At 33.5% G+C, this 22,214-nt stretch carries 18 protein-coding genes; 2 read left to right on the top strand and 16 right to left on the bottom strand.

Features of this window, described 5'->3' with window-relative positions; translation table 11 throughout:
• Positions 1-299 precede the first annotated feature (299 nt).
• From ACKGJN_RS05625 to ACKGJN_RS05640, 4 genes are all read right to left on the bottom strand, one after another.
• Positions 300-1,274, bottom strand: a complete 975-nt coding sequence (locus ACKGJN_RS05625) for a polysaccharide deacetylase family protein (protein WP_409538472.1) — start codon at positions 1,272-1,274, stop codon at positions 300-302.
• A gap of 199 nt (positions 1,275-1,473) precedes the next feature.
• Positions 1,474-2,691: a hypothetical protein gene (locus tag ACKGJN_RS05630; protein ID WP_409538473.1), complete on the bottom strand. Its 1,218-nt coding sequence runs from the start codon at positions 2,689-2,691 to the stop codon at positions 1,474-1,476.
• A gap of 1 nt (position 2,692) precedes the next feature.
• Entirely contained in the window at positions 2,693-3,631 is a 939-nt protein-coding gene (locus ACKGJN_RS05635) for a GNAT family N-acetyltransferase (protein ID WP_409538474.1), read from the bottom strand.
• Positions 3,632-3,888: 257 nt separating this feature from the next.
• Positions 3,889-5,001 (bottom strand): glycosyltransferase, encoded by a 1,113-nt coding sequence (locus tag ACKGJN_RS05640; protein ID WP_409538475.1) that lies wholly within the window; start codon positions 4,999-5,001, stop codon positions 3,889-3,891.
• Between the two features lie 793 nt (positions 5,002-5,794).
• On the opposite strand from ACKGJN_RS05640, the gene ACKGJN_RS05645 reads away from it, so the two are divergent.
• Together ACKGJN_RS05645 and ACKGJN_RS05650 are read left to right on the top strand one after the other, a co-directional pair.
• A complete protein-coding gene (locus ACKGJN_RS05645; protein WP_409538476.1) occupies positions 5,795-6,550 on the top strand; it encodes a class I SAM-dependent methyltransferase in 756 nt (251 codons plus the stop codon).
• Between the two features lie 224 nt (positions 6,551-6,774).
• The gene (locus ACKGJN_RS05650; protein ID WP_409538477.1) at positions 6,775-7,647 is read left to right on the top strand and encodes a GNAT family N-acetyltransferase; all 873 of its coding nucleotides are present in this window, start codon (positions 6,775-6,777) and stop codon (positions 7,645-7,647) included.
• 114 nt (positions 7,648-7,761) lie between these two features.
• On the opposite strand, the gene ACKGJN_RS05655 is transcribed toward ACKGJN_RS05650, so the two are convergent.
• From ACKGJN_RS05655 to ACKGJN_RS05710, 12 genes are all read right to left on the bottom strand, one after another.
• Positions 7,762-9,984 (bottom strand): glycosyltransferase, encoded by a 2,223-nt coding sequence (locus ACKGJN_RS05655; RefSeq protein ID WP_409538478.1) that lies wholly within the window; start codon positions 9,982-9,984, stop codon positions 7,762-7,764.
• Between the two features lie 2 nt (positions 9,985-9,986).
• Positions 9,987-11,612 carry a glucosamine inositolphosphorylceramide transferase family protein gene (locus tag ACKGJN_RS05660; protein ID WP_409538479.1) on the bottom strand — a complete coding sequence of 542 codons (1,626 nt, stop codon included), beginning with the start codon at positions 11,610-11,612 and terminating at the stop codon, positions 9,987-9,989.
• Positions 11,613-11,621: 9 nt separating this feature from the next.
• Positions 11,622-11,786: a hypothetical protein gene (locus tag ACKGJN_RS05665; RefSeq protein WP_409538480.1), complete on the bottom strand. Its 165-nt coding sequence runs from the start codon at positions 11,784-11,786 to the stop codon at positions 11,622-11,624.
• A 283-nt stretch (positions 11,787-12,069) separates the two neighbouring features.
• Positions 12,070-12,828 (bottom strand): FkbM family methyltransferase, encoded by a 759-nt coding sequence (locus ACKGJN_RS05670; protein ID WP_409538481.1) that lies wholly within the window; start codon positions 12,826-12,828, stop codon positions 12,070-12,072.
• Between the two features lie 135 nt (positions 12,829-12,963).
• On the bottom strand, positions 12,964-14,415 hold the full coding sequence (locus ACKGJN_RS05675) for a lipopolysaccharide biosynthesis protein (RefSeq protein ID WP_409538482.1): 1,452 nt from the start codon (positions 14,413-14,415) through the stop codon (positions 12,964-12,966).
• A gap of 182 nt (positions 14,416-14,597) precedes the next feature.
• Positions 14,598-15,809 (bottom strand): hypothetical protein, encoded by a 1,212-nt coding sequence (locus ACKGJN_RS05680; protein WP_409538483.1) that lies wholly within the window; start codon positions 15,807-15,809, stop codon positions 14,598-14,600.
• On the bottom strand, positions 15,787-16,947 hold the full coding sequence (gene rffA, locus ACKGJN_RS05685) for a dTDP-4-amino-4,6-dideoxygalactose transaminase (RefSeq protein WP_409538484.1): 1,161 nt from the start codon (positions 16,945-16,947) through the stop codon (positions 15,787-15,789). Before rffA ends, ACKGJN_RS05680 begins: the two co-directional genes overlap by 23 nt.
• A gap of 20 nt (positions 16,948-16,967) precedes the next feature.
• On the bottom strand, positions 16,968-17,990 hold the full coding sequence (locus ACKGJN_RS05690; protein ID WP_409538485.1) for a lysylphosphatidylglycerol synthase transmembrane domain-containing protein: 1,023 nt from the start codon (positions 17,988-17,990) through the stop codon (positions 16,968-16,970).
• A gap of 68 nt (positions 17,991-18,058) precedes the next feature.
• A complete protein-coding gene (locus ACKGJN_RS05695) occupies positions 18,059-18,985 on the bottom strand; it encodes a glycosyltransferase (protein ID WP_409538486.1) in 927 nt (308 codons plus the stop codon).
• A gap of 80 nt (positions 18,986-19,065) precedes the next feature.
• Entirely contained in the window at positions 19,066-19,731 is a 666-nt protein-coding gene (locus ACKGJN_RS05700; protein WP_409538487.1) for an acetyltransferase, read from the bottom strand.
• Positions 19,724-20,563: a beta-keto acid cleavage family enzyme gene (locus ACKGJN_RS05705; RefSeq protein WP_409538488.1), complete on the bottom strand. Its 840-nt coding sequence runs from the start codon at positions 20,561-20,563 to the stop codon at positions 19,724-19,726. Before ACKGJN_RS05705 ends, ACKGJN_RS05700 begins: the two co-directional genes overlap by 8 nt.
• Before the next feature lie 465 nt (positions 20,564-21,028).
• Complete coding sequence (locus ACKGJN_RS05710) at positions 21,029-22,180, bottom strand: glycosyltransferase (protein WP_409538489.1); 1,152 nt, start codon at positions 22,178-22,180, stop codon at positions 21,029-21,031.
• Between the last annotated feature and the right edge of the window lie 34 nt (positions 22,181-22,214).

A 22,214-nucleotide genomic window follows, 5' to 3' on the forward strand; every position in this document is an offset into this window, starting at 1 on the left:
AACCCCCAGTGAAATAAGGGTTTTCACTTAAAAAATGCTGTTACGAAACAACCAAAACGCACGAAAAGCTTCAAAAACGACATAAAGAGGCAGAAATGTATTTAAACGGGCGGGATAAATAAACCAAAACAACACTCATAATTAAATTTCAGGAAATAAGAAAACCTTTCCATATTTTAAATTTTTCATAATAAAACCAGTTTTTTATGAAGAGTGGAAAAACCGTGTTTACGGTGTACTAAAGTGGAGAAGATATTTTGGTTTAAAAATTTAATTCACTTCATCAAACCATCACATCATCAAACCATCATAACTTTATTTATCTCATCCATTGTTGCAGATTGAAACCCATACTTCTCTTTACAAGCTAAATAATGATCCAGGATTTCTTTTAAATCAGCAACATTCTCATCAGGGTTGTTTCCAAAATTATGCGGATGCCACCACAAATGATATATCTCCTTGTTTTTTGCAGCGGCGGTCATTTCCGATTTGATCCTTTTCAATTTCAAATCGTTGAGAAATTTATTCGGGGAATAAGGACGCAGGAGCCTGCTGGCTTTTTGAGCTAAGGGTTTTCCTTTTTCAATATTTAGGTCTGTTAACTTATATGATTTATTATTGGGACCGATATAAGCATCTCCGGTCCTGAATATTTTATTTTTTAAGGAATCATTTTGAGTGTCTTTCCAATACCAATCGGTTGGATTGGAACGCACATTTACAATACCTAAATCATAACAAACCTTTAAATAATCTTCATTGAATTGATTTCTCGGAAACACGAGGGATTTAAGCTCTATTCCCATTTGTTTAGCCATTTCAATAGCTTTTTCCAAATCGGCTTTAAAGGAGGATAAAGTCTGACCTTCCTCCAGACAATAATAATGGGAATAGGAATGGGTGCCAATTTCCTGATGGGGAGTATTTTGAATTTGCTGAATCAGATCCCTTGCGAAACAAAGAAATTCTGTCTCCGGGGATTGTATAGATTTCCCATAATGATAAGCGGACAGGTCCGAATTCTTATATTTCGGAAAAACATTTGGTGTGTTTCCCCTCCATTCTTCCCAGTTTTTATTGAACAACATTCCTACCGCTGCCCACGTACAATGTATATCATATTCAGAAAACAAGTTTAAAATTTCAGGAATAACTTGGCGCGTATTTTTGAAGTAGATTTCCTTTTCTTTATGATCCACCTTATCAAAAACTCCCCAAAGAAGTTCAAAATCCAATGATATTACTAAAAAACCGTTTGTTGATTCGTTCATTTGTTAATTGGTTAATTGGTTAATTGGGAATTCGGGATTTGTTAACTGGTTGATTGGTGATTTGTAATTCGTTAATTCGATACACATGTCACATCGAGCGCAGTCGAGATGTCAAATTCTACTTCAAAAAGTCTATTCTCTATATTCTATTTTCTTTTCCAACAGTATCAAATCGTCCCTTCATTACAACGTCACAGCTTCACATGGTCACAATATTTTCCTTTTCCAACTCAATTTCCCTAATGCGCTTCAATTTCTTCATCTTAATTATCTTATCATACTTCTTCTGAGCCAGGTAATAATAGATCACAAAAAAGGCGAAATACATTACCATGGATTTTTGGCGCATAATGATTCCCAAATTAGACATAATGAAAGTCATTGCAAATGAGGAAAGGAAAAATACCACCAAACTCATTTTTACAACTACTGTTGAATTTTTTATAAAAGTGATAAAATCCTTTTTTAAAATTTTAAAGAAAAGCAATAGATACATCAGGTTTTCTACCGAGGTAATAAGCCCCAGTATGCCCGGCGCATCAAAAAATAATGGCCTGAACCAGAAAGTAAAAAGTTTTAGTGGCAAGGGATAAGAATTCATATCAACTCCGGAACCAGAGGAACTTAAGGATTCAGATCTGTGTGCAGAAAAATCTTCAAAACCTCCCACCAGTTCGTCAGAGCTTTCCAATCCAACCACTCCCAGAATAGTATCCTGAACCAGTACCAATAACCCAATCAAGACGATATAAACAAATAATTTCCTGCCGAATGATATTTTTTCCTTTCCACTCATATATCCCAAAACGGTACCAACAGCCACAAACATGAATACGTGAGGACGGATATAATAAATAAGCAATGAACCCAAAATTAAAGGGACAAGTCTGGACTTTGGATTTTTAATAGCATAAGCAAACATCATCAATCCCAGGAAAATAGGAGCACCTTTTCCTAAAGAGGCGGTCCAGAAATGCATGTTTGGAAAAAACAGGATAAGGGTAAGTAGATCAAAATTTTTAAAAACCGTAACCTTAATTGGAATATTTTCCCTGAAAAAAAGATAGGCATATACAAACCCCAGATAACCAAACCAGGCGAAAAGCAGCATCATCATTTCATAATTAAAGCCTAAAAAATTGATGAAGGGATATGAAAGAAAATCTATAAAAGTTGTACTCGTGCCAAAAAAATCAAACCAACCCCAATCTTCTCTCTTTGTTCTTTCAAAGTATGCCTTAGAGTCTGAACGGTTAAATATGGTATAGGCGTAATAAATCCCCAGAAAAATAAGATGATAACCAAAAAGCTGATTCATCAATTTCTTGGAAAAGAATGCATGTTTTTTACTCAGGGAACTAAAAAGTCCCTGGGTAATGAGTAAAAGTAGTAATATTAAAAAAAATGCTCCAAGCATATTAAAATAATTCCAGATCCCCCAACGTGTAAGACCAATTGTTAAGCTGTAATAATTCCCGTTTCAAATTTGAGTCCAAATTTACATCTCTCAGGGTTAATACAGGGCCATAATTTCCCGAAAATCCCAAACCCGCTTTTAGTTCAGTTGAAGTAATAACCTGTGCCCCAAACTTTTTGCTAATTTTTTTTACCGCGTTACTTATTTTAACAAGACCAGAATCATCAGAATAAATATGCTCAGTGATTCTCAGTTCTTTAAAAAATTTGTGCTGTTTGATGTATCCTGCCAGATAAAAATCTGTTTCTGCTTTTACTTCATATTCCTGCAAAGGGTTATTTTCATAGCGCCATGAAAGATATTCGGGAGATTTTAAAGTAAATAATTTATTTTCTCCACTTTTTAAATCATTATATTTTGAGATCAATTTGGTGATTTGAACATCTGAACTATTATTGTTTATCTCGTAATGCCTGTACCGTTTATTTCCAACCCAATTTAAAGGGTTAGCAAGCTTTGCACGGATCTTTAATTTATCCACTTCCTCCCAACCCATTTTCAGATATCCGGACAAACTTTGGGTGTTGGGGGTATTAAAAATAAAAGAATCACCGTTCTCCTTAGCTATTTCAATTGCCCTCAAGGTAAGTTTTTTAAAAATTCCTTTTCCCTGATGATCGGGATGCGTTGCCGTATCTACCGCTCTAAATGTGGAAAACACATCTTTCCCCAATTGCCATTTCCATCGCATTAAAGCACGAACTCCAATAATACTGCCATTTTCAACAGCAACCAAAACCAGGGATTTTCCAAAGGGATTATCTACATGTTTGTATCTCCATACAGATTCCGTCTTTTTTGAAGAAGTCTCACCAAGGCTGGCTTTTAGCACTCTCAAAATTTCCGGGATGTCCTGCTCTGTGGCTTCTCTGATTTGCATAGTTGATGGTTAATTGGTTAACTGGGGATTGGTTAATTGGTAAATTGGTAAAATAGTTAATTCGGGATTCTTTCCCCCTCGATCCCCCAAAGGGGGAGAAGGAGATTGAGGATTTGTTAAATGGTTAATTGGTTAAGCATTCAGTTTTCTGTTTTCTGTTAAAAATTTATTATTTCAATTAACACAAGTTACTTCGCAACAGATTACTGCATCACATCGTCACTTCATCACTACATTACTAATTAACCAATCCCGAATTAACGAATCACAGATAAATAAATTTCCTCCAACTCATCAACCATCCTCCTCAAACTAAAATTATTCAATACCCTTTCACGGGCTGCATTTTTATAGTTGCTTAACTTTTCAGGATCCTCAATTAAAACCTTACACAAACAGGAGAGTTTCGTCCATTCTTCGACTTTGCAAGTCAGGCCATCTTCCCCATTTCTTATAACCTCCTTAATCCCCCCTGCATCTGTTGAAACAATAGCGCATTCCATACTCATGGCTTCCAAAAGGGCAATAGGCAATCCTTCAAAAGAGCTGCTCATCATAAAAATATCCATCGCAGAAAAATAGGGTTTAACATCGGTTTTTAAACCCGGGAAGAAAACTTTTTTTTCTAATTTCAGTTTGATCAGTTCAGCTTTGATCTCCTCTTCTAACGGCCCGGCGCCGACGATTATTCCATATACATTTGAATTTTTAGTCTCAATTTCTTTAAAAACCTTTAACCATTCAATAAGCCGCTTTTGAAACCGGAAAACAGCAACATTTCCTATAACCAAAGCATCTTCCGGAATGCCCAATTTCAGTTTTGTTTTGGTTCCCGAATTGGGATCTCTTCTAAATGAATCGGTATTGGCCCCGTTTAAAAGGGTTTTTAGAGGAATTTTTGGGTTGATGTTCTTCTTTATTGAGTTGGTGACATCTTCTGAAACCCCCAAAGCCAGGCTCTGGGAATTAAATGTGAACCTGTTAATTGTTTTGGTAGCAATGTGATAACGTTCCTGCATATTATGCTCGGAATAAACAACAGGGATTTTGGTTTTAGCAAAAACCAACCTCCCCAAAAACCCGGCCCAGGGCAAATGACAATGAATTACATCTATTTCATTTTTTTTGCAATACTCAATCACCCCTGAATACTGTTGCATCAATTTTAAATTGTTGGTCGCTGAAAAACAAGACACCTTTCCCCCTGCACTTTCGAGTGCTTCCACCATCTGGTTTTTCCAGGGAAGAAAATAAATTGTGTGAAACTCAAATTTTGATGTATTGTGCAATTTCATGGTTTCAGGCAATAACATTTCTGCCCCACCGCGACCCAGGGATTTTATGATGTGAAGAATTTTATTTTTTTGCATTTACTTGCTCAGTATTACGGTGCAAAAATACTTGAATAAGAAAGGATAACAAGATTTTAAGAGGAATTTATTAGAAATACGAATTACACGAATTAAAACGAATTGCACGGATTGGTGGTAAACACAGATTCCACGGATGAAAACGGATTACGCAGATTGGGAGTTTGGAAAACCCGAATTGAGGAGGCTGTCCGGCCCCCGACCACCTAAAGGATGAGAAGATATTGCCCCCCAGTCCCCAAAGGGGGAGCAAAAGATAAAAAAAGAGATTTTTTTAAATAGTAGGTTCGCCCGAAAATTTGAATACTTTTTCCGCACTCTTTAGAATTGGCGTTAAAGGGAGAGATAAAGAATTTGTTTAAAAATTTCAATTTACTTATCCCAAAATCAAATCATCATAACATCACATAATCACATCATCAAACCATCATTTTATAAACCTCAACAAACCTCCCAGCAATCTCCTCATTCATATTCTCCTTAAGCACCATCAAGCGCGCAGTTTCAATTTGTTCCAAATTTGAATTTTCCAGAGTTTCTAAAACAGCTTTTACAAAGCTTGTTCCAATACCATTTTCTTAGATACGCCAACATTCTCCTAAAATAGGGTTTATCTCAAATTGGTTCTTTTCCTCTTTAATAATAGCTTTATTTGATATATTTGCTTTTGGCAAAGCTGTTCATATTTGCACTTCATGATACAAATTAGTCGTTGTCAATATTTCGGACAAGTTCCCAAGATATTGTTCTATTTCGCATTCAGTAACTCATTATAGATAAACAGAAATATTTCATGGAAATTATAAAAGATAAATTTAAAATACAGGAAGATCAGTATAGATTTCCCTACCATCATCTGCCCTATCTTGACAAAAACAAGAATGTAGTTAATCATCGGTCTCTTTCCTGGGGTTTTAAATATTTTTGCTATCTTCTGCAAACAAAAGAATTGACTGAAGCGCTTAATCCCGATTCCGTTTTAGACATAGGTTGCGGGGAAGGAAGATTTTTAGGACTACTTAACCATGAAATTGAACGAAAAGTCGGTGTCGACCTTTCCGAAAGGCCTATTCTTTTTGCAAAAGCTTTTCATCCGGAAATTGAATTTCAAGCAAAAGATGCTGCAGATCTTCAGGAAACTTTTGATGTTGTTACAGCTATTGAAGTTTTAGAACATATTCCAGATGAGCAGATCACTCAATTTTTAAGCACCATGTATTCCCGAACAAAACCAGGGGGACATATTATAATATGTGTTCCCACAACAGTTCGGGAACTTTCAGAAAAACATTATCGGCATTATGACATAAATAAATTCAGAAAACAACTAGCAGATTCCTCCCTAAAACTCACAGAAAAAAAAGTGGAATATGTCTATCACTCTCCCTTGTGGCTAAATCTTTACAGCAAATTCACTCAGAATGGACTGTGGATATTTGAAATTAAACCTTTGCGTAACCTAGTATGGAAATATATTAAAAAGAATCTGTTAATCACTACTCCCGAACAAGGGGAGGAAATGATAATTGTATTGCAAAAGAATCTTTAAATCCTTGCATTGTGTAAGTTTCATCCAGATTAACTTGCCGCGATATTTTTAAAATCTTATTTAGACTAATCTTGCCAAGCTTTCATCACAACTTTCAGTTTTTAAAGCAGGATCATTAAGGCGAAAAATTCATCTTTCAATAAAACCATTCTATATTAACCAGATTATCCTTTTATTAATTAATTTAGAATTTCCAAACTGATTTTATGATTAAATATAGAATTTTGAACTATAAATCCGACTTTGACGAGGTTGTCGCATTGTTAAATGCTAATTTAAATACTAGACATACAAAGGAGTTTATTTTTTGGAAACACTCTAAAAACCCATTTGGGCGCCCACTTGGCGCAGTTGCCATAGTAAATGAAACTATTGTTGGTGTGGTTTTTTATTTACGTTACAATTTCCAGCGAAAAAATAAGGTCACAATTAAATGCCTTAGACCTATTGATGGTTGTACTGCCAAAATTCATAGAGGAAAAGGTATTTTGAAAATGTTAATGAAATATTGTCTTGAATTGTACAATAATGATTACGATATGCTAATAGCTACACCCAACAAATATAGTTATCCTGAATTTTTAAAATTGGGATGGAAAAATTTAGAAAATAGATATTCTTACAAAATCGGGATCATCTCTCCTTTTGGTATTTCTAAAAATGTTTCAATAACTTCGGTGAACTCTGAAACTTATATTAATCACAATCCAAATACGCATAATTATTTTGTGACAAGCAATATACCAGGTTTTTTTAAATGGAGGTACCAAGAAAGTCTTGATAGTCAATACATAATAAAAAAAATTCTGGTTGATGGACAATACAATTTCGTCATCTACCATATTCGGAATTTTAATGGCCTGAAATATATAGTATTATGCGATTTCATTGGTGGCCAAAAGAACATTAATAATGTTGTAAGGGCCATTTGTAAAATGGAAAAACTCTATTTTGTTTACTATTTAAGTAATAAAATAACAGATGGAATAAAATTTTTACTTAAAAAAAAGCACGGAGAAGCAAGGATAACAATTAGAGAAGATAACGCCAAACTACATGATGATGTTGTATTCTCCTTATCCGATTTGAGCCTATAAAGGGAGGTTTTAATACTAGTATGTGTTTCATGAAAAAAAACAAAGAACAAATTTTTCATTTTAAGGAGGTGAAAATTCCTGTTTAACTAAAAAGTTGCGTGTGAGACTTGAATCCTACTTAGTTGGAGTAATTAATTTTTGATATAATTGCTCAAATTTCTTTGCATTTATCTCCGGATCGAAGCCTTTTGATATCATAGAAAAGGCATTTTCCCCTAAAAGCTTTCTCAGTTCAGAATTATTCATTAGTTCTATTAATTTCTCTTTAAACTCCTTTTTATTAAAGTCATCTATTAAAAAGCCTGTCTGGCCATTTATCAACACCTCCGAAACCCCTCCTACATTGGTAGATATTGAAGGTATTTTTTGGGTGCCTGCTTCCAGTATTACCCCAGGAACACCTTCAACCTTACTGCATAGAACCAGGCAATCTGATGCAGCCAATAGTTCCGGAATATCCTTTCTGAAGCCAAGGAAAAAGACCCTCTCGTACAAGCGCTTTTCCTCCACAATCTGTTTCATTTTTTCAAGTAAAATGCCGTTACCTACACAAACCAGTTTTATATCTGAGGCTTCCTTTTCTAATTCCTCAAAAATATCCAAAAGAAATTCGTGGTTCTTTTCCGGGCTGAAATTACCAATATGCAAGGCTATTTTAGATTTTTGATCAAACCCCATATCTATTCTTAATTCCTTATAAAGCTTCTCTCTATCTAATCCTTTTATAGGAATACCTCTTCTAATTACTTCAGTCCGATTTATAGGATAATTATATGTTTTAATGAAATCGGCCATAGCTTGATCACCAACCGATGTAACATGGGCAATTCGCTGAAACATTCTCTTATATATTATTTTTTTCGGCCTACTTGAAATCCATTCACTTATAATACTTATGTTTCTGTAGACCAACGGAATATTTCTAAAAAACAAAGAAGCTGCAACAGTATATTTAAGAGTATCAGACCCATTACACTGAATAATATCCGGTTTGATTTCATTAACAAGCTTAACGATTTTTTTTACAATATAAAATGAAAATTTGCCATTCTTAGCAGAAACCAAATCCCTGTTTTCCGCATTTTCCACTACTAATACATCCTTTTCATTTTCATATAAACCCACAAAAACCACTTCATGACCTAATTTTATCAATTCAGAACTCAGATATGCGGCAAAAAGTTCTGCACCCCTGTATTGTCGTTTTGTTACTATATGAAGAATCTTCATTTTAATATGTGTTGAAGTTTTAGGAAGGCCAATAACATCACTATAACAACTCAGAAATTGATCGGCAATAATTTCATTAGAGTAATTATCAACCACCATCTTTTTTGCTATTTCAATCCTTGAAGAATTGGCTTCATGACCTCCCAATACCATTTCTAAAGTATTTTTAAACCCGGTTTCATCATTCTTTTCGATCAACCAACCTGTTTTACCATTCACAACTATTTCGCCTATACCTCCAACATTATAAGCAATCACTGGAATTTGACAAAACATGGCCTCTAAAATCACCGCAGGTAAACCCTCAATTATACTGGGAAGAATGAAAACATTTGCTTCTTTTATATAGGAAAGGGGATTACTAACAAAACCATAAAATGTAATTTTTGAATTCAAACCTAAATTATTAACTTCTTTTTCAATCTTAGATTTCAATGGACCATCTCCTACTAAATGCAGATGCATTTTCTGGTTTGAACCTGCAAGTGATTGAAAAATTCTTAAGATACCTTCATGATTTTTTTCAAAAGTAAAACCTCCAACATGAACAATATGTTGACAATCCTCAGGTTCTAGCACTATTTTTTTTATTTCTGAATTGATTTCCAGCCCAACAGGAACTACCTTGGTTTTTCCTGATAAAAAAGGGAAATGATTTAAAATGTCTTTTTCTGATGCTTTGGAAACTGAAATAACATATTCAACATTTTTATAAAAGAAATTATTAATTCGCTTTTGAAAAGAGGATTTTAAATAGCTGCCAACTTCACTCGCATTTCTGGCGATAACAGGTATTTTCCAACCAAATATAATTTTGGAGAAAACAATATATTTTAAGGTATCACCCGCGTTTGCCTGTATTATATCTGGTTTAAACTCTCTTATTATTTTGTGTAGGTTCCGCCACGCAGAAATATCGAAAAATCTATTCTTTAAATTTGCATTTAAAGAATAGATTTTTCCATTAAAGGGTAGATGTGCTTCACCTTCAAACAGGGATAATATCTTAACCTCATGCCCCTTTTCGATTAAAATATTGGATAATTGGCAAGTGAACATTTCTGCTCCCCTTGTCTGAGATTTTTGAATGAGCTGGAGGACTCTCATGATCAGTGCTTTCTGTTTATATAACCTTGGGCATCTAATACAGTAAAACCTTCAACTGAATTGAAGGTATGCGTTGCTAAAAGATTTTTTTCCCAATTTGGCAGTATTTGTTCTAATCTGATTTCCTCAAAGGTGGTTGGAGATAGGATTTTTATTTCATTAAATTGTATTCCATACCCATACTTTGGGGCTCCTATTTGAGCTGGCCGTACCAGTTTACCTCCTAATTCAAAAATTCTGCCAGCTGGTCTTGCTCTTCTTACATCCTTATAAATCGGATTGGAAGGATGCGGCAACCAGGTATCATCCATAAGATCTTTAGAATAATAAATAAATAGATATTGATCCCGGGCACTTTCAGAAATAACCTTTTCAGTTCCAAATAAATAATAATAGTCCTGATGCTTAATTAAAGTTGCATCATAAAAAGGTTTATCCTTAAAAATTCTCTTCTCCTTTTGCCATTCATCCGGAAATTTAATACACTTATACAACCATAATTCTCCTGAACTTGCAGATTCTGGAATTATATAAAAGTTATTATTTTCTTTAAAAACAAAAGGATAGGAAAGATGGTAATCCTCTTCGATAACCTTCCTTGGAGTATTGTTGATTAGTTTTCCCACTTTGTCAAAATAAAAATAGCTAATGTATCCTTTCCGGGTTTTCATATTTAATTCTTCGAAAAACATATAAAAGCCTTCTTCATCCTTTTTAACAACAAAAGGATCCGCCCAATCATAACCTTTAGGTGGCACTAATTTTTTATATCTAAAAATTGAAGTTTCAGTTTCATTATGGCTTTTAAATTTATAGAGTAAAAACCATTGAGGAGGGTTAAGAGATTCTAACAAAATTTCCTTTATTCTACGAATCCAAAAGGAAAGATGTATACTAATTGCCGCATAATTAAGCGGGGTTTTGTACAAAGGCATCGAATAGAATCTTTTATTGTTCCAATTTAAAGATGCCATTGTTTCCGATTTTCCTCGTGCAAGATTATCCAAAGCAGAATTAAACAACTCCACACCGGACCAGAATACTTCATTTTTATTTCTATTAAAAGAAGTGAAATTAGTTTTAGTAAAAGCTTTGTCTATAACTATTCCTCCATCCAGATCAGATGAAAGCCTTTGGAGGGTCACCCCTGTAACAGATTCTTTATTTACCACTTCCCAAAACCCCGGAGGACCCCCTCTATTGATTTTATTATCTCCATGGTGTAAGGACCAAACTCCAAATCTCGCAGCATCAAGAATGCCTCCCTTTAGAATACCAAATCCAAATCTTATAAGTACATCGAGATTTAATTCCTTAATTCCAATAACATCTTCATCAGAAAATCTATAACTAAACCGGGTTTCTATCCCATGTATTTCAATGGTTGGTATCTTGGGGTCTAATACAAAATTCTTAATTAAAAATGCATCATTCGCCACTTTGAACATTTTTCTGTCCACAGCCTGAAAGAACCTATAAAAAAATCCAGAATTGGATGCTTCAGATTTATTTTTATTAATTATTAATACCGAAAGTTCTAATTCGTCGTGTTCAATAATATGTTGGATGATTTTTTTTTGCCAGCTTCTCATTTTCAAATCATCCATCAAGATACCTATTCTCTTCATTCTATAAATTTAACTAAAATTCTTGTTCATTAAAGCAACCTTATTATAAAGCTCCTCGTGCTTTTCAGCAATCTCCTCAATGCTAAACCGCTGTTCTGCCTCCTTTTTAGCCATACGAGCCAATATCTCCATTTCAGCAGGATTTTCAATGGCCCAGTTAATTTTATCAGCCATATCCAGAGTTTCCTTAAGGTTCCAATTTTCAGAAAAATTTCAATTCCAAAAAATTAAGGTTCTTTGCGCCATTTGCATTTCTGACTTGGGAAGACCCTCAGTTCACGGGTAAGCTCGCATATATTCTTTCGATCCTTACTTGATTGTACAGCATTTCCCTTTAAAGCCCGGTTATAAATTTTTCAGGTCTTTGTCATTTTTTAAAATTAAGGCTTTTATTCTTAACTCTAATGCCTCCTTATTTAGAAACTCCACGGTATCTATTTGAAAGTAAATTTAATATTTAATTCCTTTTAACTGGTTCTAATAAAAACTCTCTTCCATTATCCACATCCTTCGCATCTAAAGGAATTATATTATATTCCATTAAATTCATGAGATCGATGCAGGCGTCGTGAACTTCCCTGCTATGAGTAGATAAAAAAATAATAGGTTTTTGATTTGATGATAATAATGATTTAAGATCTTTTAAAACTTCAAATTCCGCACCTTCAATATCCATTTTTATTACATCCGGAATCTCAATCTCTCTACGTTCCAATAAGGCACTTAATTTAACTACGGATACCTCCATGTCACCTTCTTCACACAATTTTCCGCCCACAGAATTACCTTTGGCAAATTTTAGGACACCCTCTTTATCAGAAACGGCATTATTAGAATGATTTATTTTTCCCAAATTATTAAGATCCATATGCTTTTGAAAATATCTGGAATTACTATCAACGGGCTCAAAACTATATACAGTTGATTCTTTATTTACTGTTTTAAAAAGTAAAGTATAATAACCGGAATGTGCACCTAAATCCCATAATATATTTTTGCCCTTACATTTTTCAGCAAAGGTTTTAGTTTGTTTTCTCTCGTAAATTCCAAGCCATACACTTTTATTATGAGAGCCTATAATCCATTTTTTTCCTTTCAGGATTCCAGTAAGTATAAATACCACCGTATTATCAGGAATTATTAAGAAAGGTATCCTTAGCAAATTTCCAATAAAACTATTACCCCTTAAAATATTATGTTTTCTTAAATTAAGCATTATAAAGTTCTTTAAAGCGCTAATTTACTCAAAAAATATAGTTCATAATAAAAGACCCTCCATTTTGAATATTTATTGCTGATGTCGTACCACAGACTGAAAATTCCGGCAAGCATAAATATAGAAAATGATGATTTAACCCCTATCATTTCCCATATACGATAATGTTAATGACCTAAAATGTATAAAACTTTTCATTTTTAGCAACCAACTACTCAATACATAAATTATCACACCAAAAATCCCACCAGATAAAATTCTTACAATATCAAATTCTGGTTCTAACCACATGTCAAATAGAAATAACAGCCCTCCACAAATAGATGCTAAGGTAATTATTGGAATAATAGCCTTTAGCTGTTCCCAGGGAGAAAAATCAATAAATTTATCGGTATAATACGCATTTAAAAAAAATACTATTACACTTACAACAACCTGAGAGAACAAAATACCATATATGCCATATTGAAAGCCTATGATCAATGATACTACTATAATTATTTTTTCATAAACTTTCAATTTCAAATAGAGATCGCTTCTTCCTTTAATATTAAGTATGTTTAAATTATAAGTTTGAATAGGTCTTAATATGCCTGTGATGCACAAAATTTGAAAATAGGGCACCGCAGGAAGCCATTTTTCAGTAAATAAAAACCGAAATACAGGCTCTGCCAACACTGCCAGGAAAATAAGGATAGGTGCAATGGTAAAAGTGACCACTTGCATTAGTTGCTTATTTACTCTTTTTAATCGGATATTGTCATTTTGAATAGTCGAAAATAAAGGATAGGTTACTTTATTTAAAGCCCTGCTAATATTAGTCACAGGCAATTGCTTCATAGTTTCGGCCCTTGTATAGAATCCTACCTGACTTGGAGAGAAAAATTTTCCAATAATTAAGATATATGAGTTATTAAAAATTATCTCAAGGCTATCAGACAAAGCCAGTTTATATCCAAAATTAAAATGAAATTTTAGTTTTTCTATGTTTACAACCCATTTTGGTGTCCAACCGGAATAGAACCATACCAGCACGGTAGAAACAAAGTAGATCACAATTTGGCTCCAAACCAAACTATAGACTCCATATCCGGAATAAGCCATATAAATACCCACCCCACCTCCAACTACATTCGCTGGAAGTTCGATTAAAGTTTGCACCTTAAACTTCAAATTTTTGGTGAGTCTTGCAAATTGTACGGCAGAAAAGGCTGTTAAAATATAGGAAAGACAATATATTCTTATAATACTCACAAGAATTGGTTGGTTGAAGAATTCGGCAACCAGGGGCGCGGTGAAATAGGCCAAAAAATAGACTACAACACTTACCGCTAAATTTAAAAAAAATACTGTAGAAAAGTCTTCCTCATCAACATCTTCCGTTCTTATCAATGATTGTGTCATTCCTGAATGAACCAATACCCGGCCTAATCCAATAAGGATAGAAATCATTCCAATCAATCCAAATTCTGCAGGCAAAAGTATTCGCGCCAGGATTAAGGAAACAAAAAAGCCTATAATATTATGGCCGAATTGATGGGCAAAAGTCCAGGCAAAACCGGAGGCAGCTTGTTTTCTTAAGGACATCTAATAATTTCTGAAATCATAAAGAAGAAATTAACAGGATGAAAATTTGCATTAAAACAAGTGATTTCTTCATATTATATTGAATCTTCCAGATGATATTACTACTGGAAAAAGGATTGTGTTTTTTTTCAATTTCAAAGATATCATTTCTTACCGAGCTACAGCTCGTCCGGTTTCATGTTTTAGTCCTTTATTAGGACATTGTATTTTTTCTGAAATTCCAAATCTGGCTTAAAACCATACCTATAGCCTACTTCTTTTAATACTGGATTTCTGTAATCGTTTAGGATATATAGAAACCGGTAGTGCTTGTAAAGGAATACCTCTGAACCTACTGAATATTCTTTCCGCGTTTCTGCGGCTACCGCTAACTGTTCATTATAAACCTCTCTATATCTGTATATTCTTGATAAGAGTAATCCGGTTATTATTAATAACACCAAATTGGAGGTTATGAAAAAAATTCTGTTGGATTTATTAAAATTTCGCGCGAACAAAATAAAAATATAGGGAAATGACAAAATAAAATAATGTGAAACAGTCTGGACATAAAGGGGTATCAAGTTTGCCACAATTCCTATAATTAGAATGGCACTTATTCTATCCTTAAATGGATTGATTCGCAACAAAAAAAGTGGTAACAGCAACAAGAGAAAAACTTTGGATCCCGCCAAAAATCTGAACCAGGTTGTCTCTAATTCAATCATCTCCTGATCATACCCGGATCCTGTTAACTGCAGCGCCAAATCTTGTATTCCAACCTTTTCGAGAAAAACAAAATAGAAGAGAAAAACAATCAAAGGAAGTACACCCCCTGCTAAGAATTTTACCAGGTATTTTTTTTGGTATCCGTATAAAGTAATAACCAGTAGAAAAAAAGGTAGAAAATTGAATATCCCATATTGTTTACAAAAAAAGCTGAGAGATAAAAATATACCAGCCATAAAAAAATAACGATACAGGACCATTAAATAAGAAAGTAAAACAAAAAAAATCAAATATACTTCTAGATTTATATAGGTACCATCGGAACTGAGGACTGCAATAAACAAAAACAGGCTTAGAAATGCCGCTGAAACATTCTCAAGCCCCTCTTTTTGGCATATTTTATAGAAGACCCAAACTGAAGAAGCTATGATTAAATATTGGAATGCTAAAAAAATATGATAAGCAGGATCATCGAAGAAAAAATGAATAAGTGAGTTGAGATACATCACCACAGGGGTATAGCTACTAAAAATATCCTTGTACGGAATAGATCCTTGGGAAATGTCCCGGGCAATAGACAGATAATAGGGAGCATCGGTGCTTATAAAAGCATAAGTGATACTCAGAATAATCAATAGAACTAATATAGTACCCCAAAAAAGATTATAATATTTTAGCTGTCTCATCTATGGTTTCTCTTATTTGATCTATTACTTCGAAATTTAATTCATAAAAAAAAGGAAGTCGTAGAAGACAATCAGTATATTTTTCTGAATTATTTAATACCATTTTCCCGCACTTATCTTTATAAAATGGGCTTTCGTGCAAACCCTGGTAATGAAAGACAGCGAGTATTCCTTCAGATTTTAAACGTTCTATAACAAGGTCACGTTGTACAGGCTCATTAAAAACCAGATAAAACATGTGAGCGTTATTTGTTGCAAAATCGGGAATTACCGGAAGTTTGAAATATTTTTTCTCAACATCTATTTTTAAAATATCATAGTAGGAATGCCAAATATGCAGCCTTCTGCTTTGAATCTTATCAATATTTTCCAATTGTGCCCATAAAAATGCTGCAGTTAATTCAGAAGGAAGAAAGGAACTTCCTATATCTACCCAATTGTACTTATCTACTTCCCCTCTAAAAAAGGCGGATCGATTCGTTCCCTTTTCCCAGATGATTTCTGCCCTCTCCATAAAGCGTGGATCATTAATTGCTAACATTCCTCCTTCCCCGGAAATCACATTTTTTGTTTCGTGAAAGGAGAATGCTGCCAAATGTCCTATGGATCCCAAAGCCTTTTTTACGCCATCTTTCCCGGTATAGAAGCTATCAATAGCATGTGCGGCATCTTCTACAACAACCAGGTTATATTGCAGTGCCAAATTCATTATTATATCCATATTACAGGCTACACCGGCATAATGCACAGGAACAATCGCTTTTGTTCTCGGGCTAATCAATGTTTCTATAAGGGACTCATCCATTCCTGGATGATCTTCCCTGCTATCGACAAAGATAATTTTAGCACCTCTCAGCACAAAAGCGTTCGCAGTACTCACAAAGGTATATGAGGGCATAATAACCTCATCCCCAGGTTGAATATCAATCAAAATAGCCGCCATTTCGAGGGCATCTGTGCAGGAGGTGGTTAACAAACACTTTCCGAAATTGTATTGGTCTTCAAAAAAGTTCTGACATTTTTTAGTAAAGCTACCTCCTCCAGAGATTTTGCCTCCTTCTATTGCCTGCTTCATATATTCTAGCTCATTCCCCGTTAAATAAGGTTTATTAAAGGGTGTTTTAGTATTTTTTTTCAAGAATAAACTATTTTAATTGATTAATCCTTTTTTAACTTTTTGAAACCATTTATTAAAATATTGCCCGCGCCAAGAGCATTATTTAGCAATATTCCAATCAGGCTTAAGAAACTTACAAGTAAGGCTATTTCCATAGGTACACCAAATTGATCGTAAAACACAATATACACACCCTCTCTTACCCCAAGGCTCCCAAAAGAAAGCGGTATTAGAAAAAGGATAAAAAAAACTGGTGCCGCAAATAAATTAATACTGAAATCAATTTCATACCCTAAAGCTCTGAATAAAAACTGATTACTTAAAGCAGAAATTATCAGTATCCCCCAGGAAATAAAAAAAGTTGAAAAAAGTAATTTTGGATTCTTAAAGCCGGAGAGTAAACTCCTCGATTGGGTAAAATCCAGACTATTCAAATTTACCAGTTTTTTTAATTTAACCAATTTAGAAAATTTTAAAATAAGCGAACAAACTGAGGAATTTATCCAATCTGAAATATTCTCGCCCTTACCTTTTAGAATTAAACCTCCAAAAAGAATAACTAACGCCAAAATCCCAGAACCACCAAAATATATTTTATTATATAGTTTTCCATCCTTCAATAAATGATCTTCTATTAAAGGAAAAACTATCAAAATCATTAATGAAACGGACAAGAAGCCAATAAACTTCTCTGAAACTATGGTTATTACAGGAGAGGTATAAGTCTTTAATTTTTTTCCAACAGCGATTATTCTGTAGGCATCCCATCCGATATTTCCTGGAGTAAAATAACCAATTGCTAGTCCTGCCCAATAATGGAAAGAAATATACCTAAAAGATAAAGGTTTTTTATTGTAAAAATTATTCAATAAGTACCAACGCCCTGATCCTAAAACAATAGAAATCGGCATGATGGCCAATGCTAGAATAATATAGACCAGGTTCACATCTTCTAAAAGAGAAAATAACAGTGAAAAATCAACCTTTTTAAAAATAAAAAAAAGTAAAATCAAAGGCAATGAAAAATATAAAAACCTTTTAAGCAGAATATACTTTCTATTCAATATTTTAATTTTTTAAAGGAATTTTCAGGACGAGTAATTACTTTAATAACCCAATTGGAAAATCAGGGTTATTTTACCAAATCCGCTAATTTTGGTTTTTGCTGTTCCCTGATTATTCTAATTAGGTATTCTCCAATAATTCCAAAGGCAAATAAATTTAAACCTCCAAAAAAGCTAATAAGAGAAACCGTTGAAGCATAGCCCGGGAAATCAATATCTATCATTAATTTTCTAATCACAATTGAAAATATGAACAGCATGGAACCCAAAAATCCAATAATACCAATAACACCAAGAATTCTTAAGGGTAAGGATGAATAATAAAGGATCCCGTTTATAGCAAGGGTCATCAGTTTAGGAAATGTGTAATTAGTTTTGCCAAATTCCCTGCTATTATGTTCAACCTTAATATTTTTAAGATTATTGGAACAGTTAAGCATAAGACTTGAAACTGCCGGCATAGCGTTATAACTATTTACAGTCGCGCTGGCAAGGTCCTTTGTCATAATCCTAAAGGATGAAAGAACCAATCCCTTTGGTTTATCTAAAAAAATCAGATCAATTTTTTTAAAAACATAACTTCCGGCACTTCTCCATAATGAATGTTTTCGCTCTCTGTAATTAGGGATTGCAAAGATTCCTTCAGTATGAGAATTAGAATGCATGGCATTTATCATTTTTGGAATCTCCTGTACCGGATGTTGCAAATCATCATCCATCGTTATTATATAATCCCCGGAAGCCTGACTTAATCCAACCAAGGTTGCAATATGCTGTCCTTGGTTTTTTCGTAAAGTCAGAACTTTAATATTGTTATATTTCTTTTTTAAACGTTCAAGAAAAACTCCCGTGTCTAAAAAAAAAGGGCTGTCATTGACAAAAATGATTTCAAACTGAAAGCCCTTTTCAGCATTTATGGCATTTAACTCTGAAACGATCATTCCAAGGCTTTTGGTACTCTTAAATACAGGGATTACAACGGAAAAAAGTGCCATTTAAAATAATTTATTAATTTAATATTCAGATAATCCTTAAAAGGTTTATTTACTTTGTACCCTCAATCTTCAGAATTACATTAAATTTTCCACTCTGTATTTGGGCGGATAACCTTACAAGGATTCCCGTAAGCGATCACACCTGCAGGAATATCTTTAGTTACCACGCTTCCTGCGCCTATGAAAGAATTTTCACCAACCACAACGCCATCCATCAATACAGCACCTGAACCAATTACTGCTCCCCTGCCGATTGACACCTTACCTGAGATTACAACACCCGGATTAATATCTACAAAATCCCCAATACTACAATGATGACCAATCAAAGCTCCTCTTTTGATCGTAACGCCGAAACCTAATTCAGTCTGACTGCTTATAACAACCCCTTGTTCTATAAAACCACCCATTGCAATTGACGAGGAGTTAGCAACATACGAAGAATTGTGAATGATGTTTTTGAAATGAAATGGCTGAATCCCATGCTGTTCTGAAAAATATTTAAAAATAGGATATTTATTTTTAGGGCCAGAAGCACCAAAAACAACCGGAATATCTAAGTCTGGAATAGCACCATTTTCATAAACCGAATAAGAAAATTCCATAAGCGGAGTTTTTGGTCTTGAGAGGATGTCCATATTTAAATAGATATCCAAATGATCAGCCAGATTGTTATCCTTTAAAATATCATAAATAACACAGGTTAAATATTCTGACATCCCCAAAACCTGAATTTTCTTAATCATTCCGCTTCCTGTTATAGAAACCTAATTCCCCAAATTCTTTGGGATTAAAAAATGTCTTTTGATTAATTTCAATCAGGTCATGACTTCTTTTGATCAACTCGATATTAGTAACAGGCCTGCTTCTCTTTTCATCCCACCAAATATTATCTTCAATTCCAATACGGGCGCCGTAACCCATAGAGATTGCGGTAGAATTTACGGGCAGTTGATCTGACCCCAATCCAGCCAGGGATATAAAATGATCTTTGGGGATTTCATTCAAGGCTGTACCTATTTGACTAAAAGATGGCTGAAAGCCCGCGATATTTCCAAATATTAAATTCCAGTAGAATGGGCCATCAATATATTTCTTATCAATTAAATAATTCCCATAATTAATCATTCCTAAATCAAAGCATTCCAATTCAGGAACTACTCCATATTCTCCCATTTTCTGTACTAATTTCACAATCATTCCAGGATCATTAACCGATGCCTGACGGATAAAGTTAAGCGAAGAAAGCGTCAACGAACACATATCGGGCTTTAACTCAATTACAGCCGAACGTTTTTCAAACTCCGGGAAATTTCTTCCTGATGTGCTTCCACAAATAATTAAATCAGGGCAATGTTTTCTAACCCCTTCAAAAATTTCTTTATAAACTTCGGGTTTCCAGGTTGGAATTCCATTATTCTCTCTTGCATGAAGATGAGCGATGGTGATTCCCACCTCATAAGCTTCTTGGGTTTGTTCAATTATTTCACTTGGAGAAACTGGCACATGAGGTGTCATTTCTTTTGTGGGAACCATTCCGGTAGGACAAAAATTAATAACAATTTTATTTTTATGCACTATTGAGATTTTTTAAATAATAAGAAACATGAAAGTATTTTATTCTTCTCATGCAATAGTTATAATCAGAGTCTTGCACTCATCCCATTTGGAAAAGAATAATATATATATATTGTGATTTAAACTACAGACCAAATTTCACCTTCACAACTTTTCATTAAAGAAGGCAGAATAAACTGATATTATTCTATCCTCAAATTTAAAGTTTAATTATTGTATTGACAAACTTCAGTTTTAGAATGGAAATATTATTTTTTTATATACTTAACAATTATAAAAGGATTTTTAAATATTCCTTTGGTAAGTTATTATATTATAATGTAGTGGCAGATTGAGTGGAATAAAATATGAATCAACAATTATTTCAATTAAATATTGATAAATCGGAAAATTATTTTTGTTTGAGCTAATTATTTTTCCCCTTTATCAAAAAAAACGATTAAATTTGACTAGGAATAAGTCAAATTATTTATTACTCAAGTTTTCCATTAATAAATACCGATAAGTGGTCTCATATTTTTTCACTATTATCCTAATTTCATAATTTTGAATTGCAAATTCGTATGTTTCCTGAATTGAATTTTCCTTTGATTCAAGATTATAGATGCTTTTTGCCATTAGAGCCTGTAATTTATTAATATCTCCGGGATTAAAATAATTAGTAAATTTAGGAGGCATACATTCCCTGTTTTCCCGGATATCAGAACAAATTATAGCGGTTTTAGATAACATAGCCTCTATGAGAGATCCTGGCATTCCTTCCAAATATGTAGGAAATACAAAAACATCACTTATGGCTAATAATTTAGGGACATCATCTCTATTACCTAAAAGATAAACATGTTGTTGCATCTCCAAATCAATGATTTCTTTTTCTAGATTTTCACGAAAAATACCTTCCCCAGCTATTAATAATAAAGAGTCTGAACTTTCATCCTTAATTTTAGAATAAGCTCTTATTAAATCCAATTGACCTTTGGATTCTATAAGGCGTCCTACGTTTAAAATAATCTTCTTATTTTCAAATCCTAATTCTTTCTTATATTTTGCAATTTCTGAGATATTAAAAATATAATTTTCTGAAAAACGTCCTCGTGGAATTACCATTATTTTATCCAATGGAAGTTTTAATACACGAGCATTGTCCTTTTTAATTATGTGGGAATTGGAAATAAACAGATCAACCTTTTTAGCAGTTAATTGGTCAAAATATTGAATTAACTTCAATTTTATTTTCTTGTCAAAACTAAGTTTTGCATATCTATCTTTATTATAAGAGTTACTAACAAAACTATTTACAATAGGAATTTTCACCTTATCCTTTAACCTTCTGGATATTACATCTGACCTATATAGGGTAGAATGTATAATATCCGGTTTTATTTGATCAATCAGAGGAATAATTTTAGAAATGGCTTTGTTAAAACCATATTTTTCACTTAGGTTGAGCGCAATTAAACGAATTCCTGCACTTTTTAAAACTTCACTTTGATTATCCCCTCTATAAACTTGAATAAAAACAGGTTCTATATTTTGAAAGCGTGTAGTTATCTCTATTAAACTTTTCTCTGCTCCCCCATATACAAGAGAATCAATTATATAAAGTATTTTGATCATTTAATTGATTTAATTAGTTCAATATCCTTTTACC

Source organism: Gillisia xinjiangensis, assembly GCF_046298265.1.
GTDB lineage: Bacteria > Bacteroidota > Bacteroidia > Flavobacteriales > Flavobacteriaceae > Gillisia > Gillisia xinjiangensis.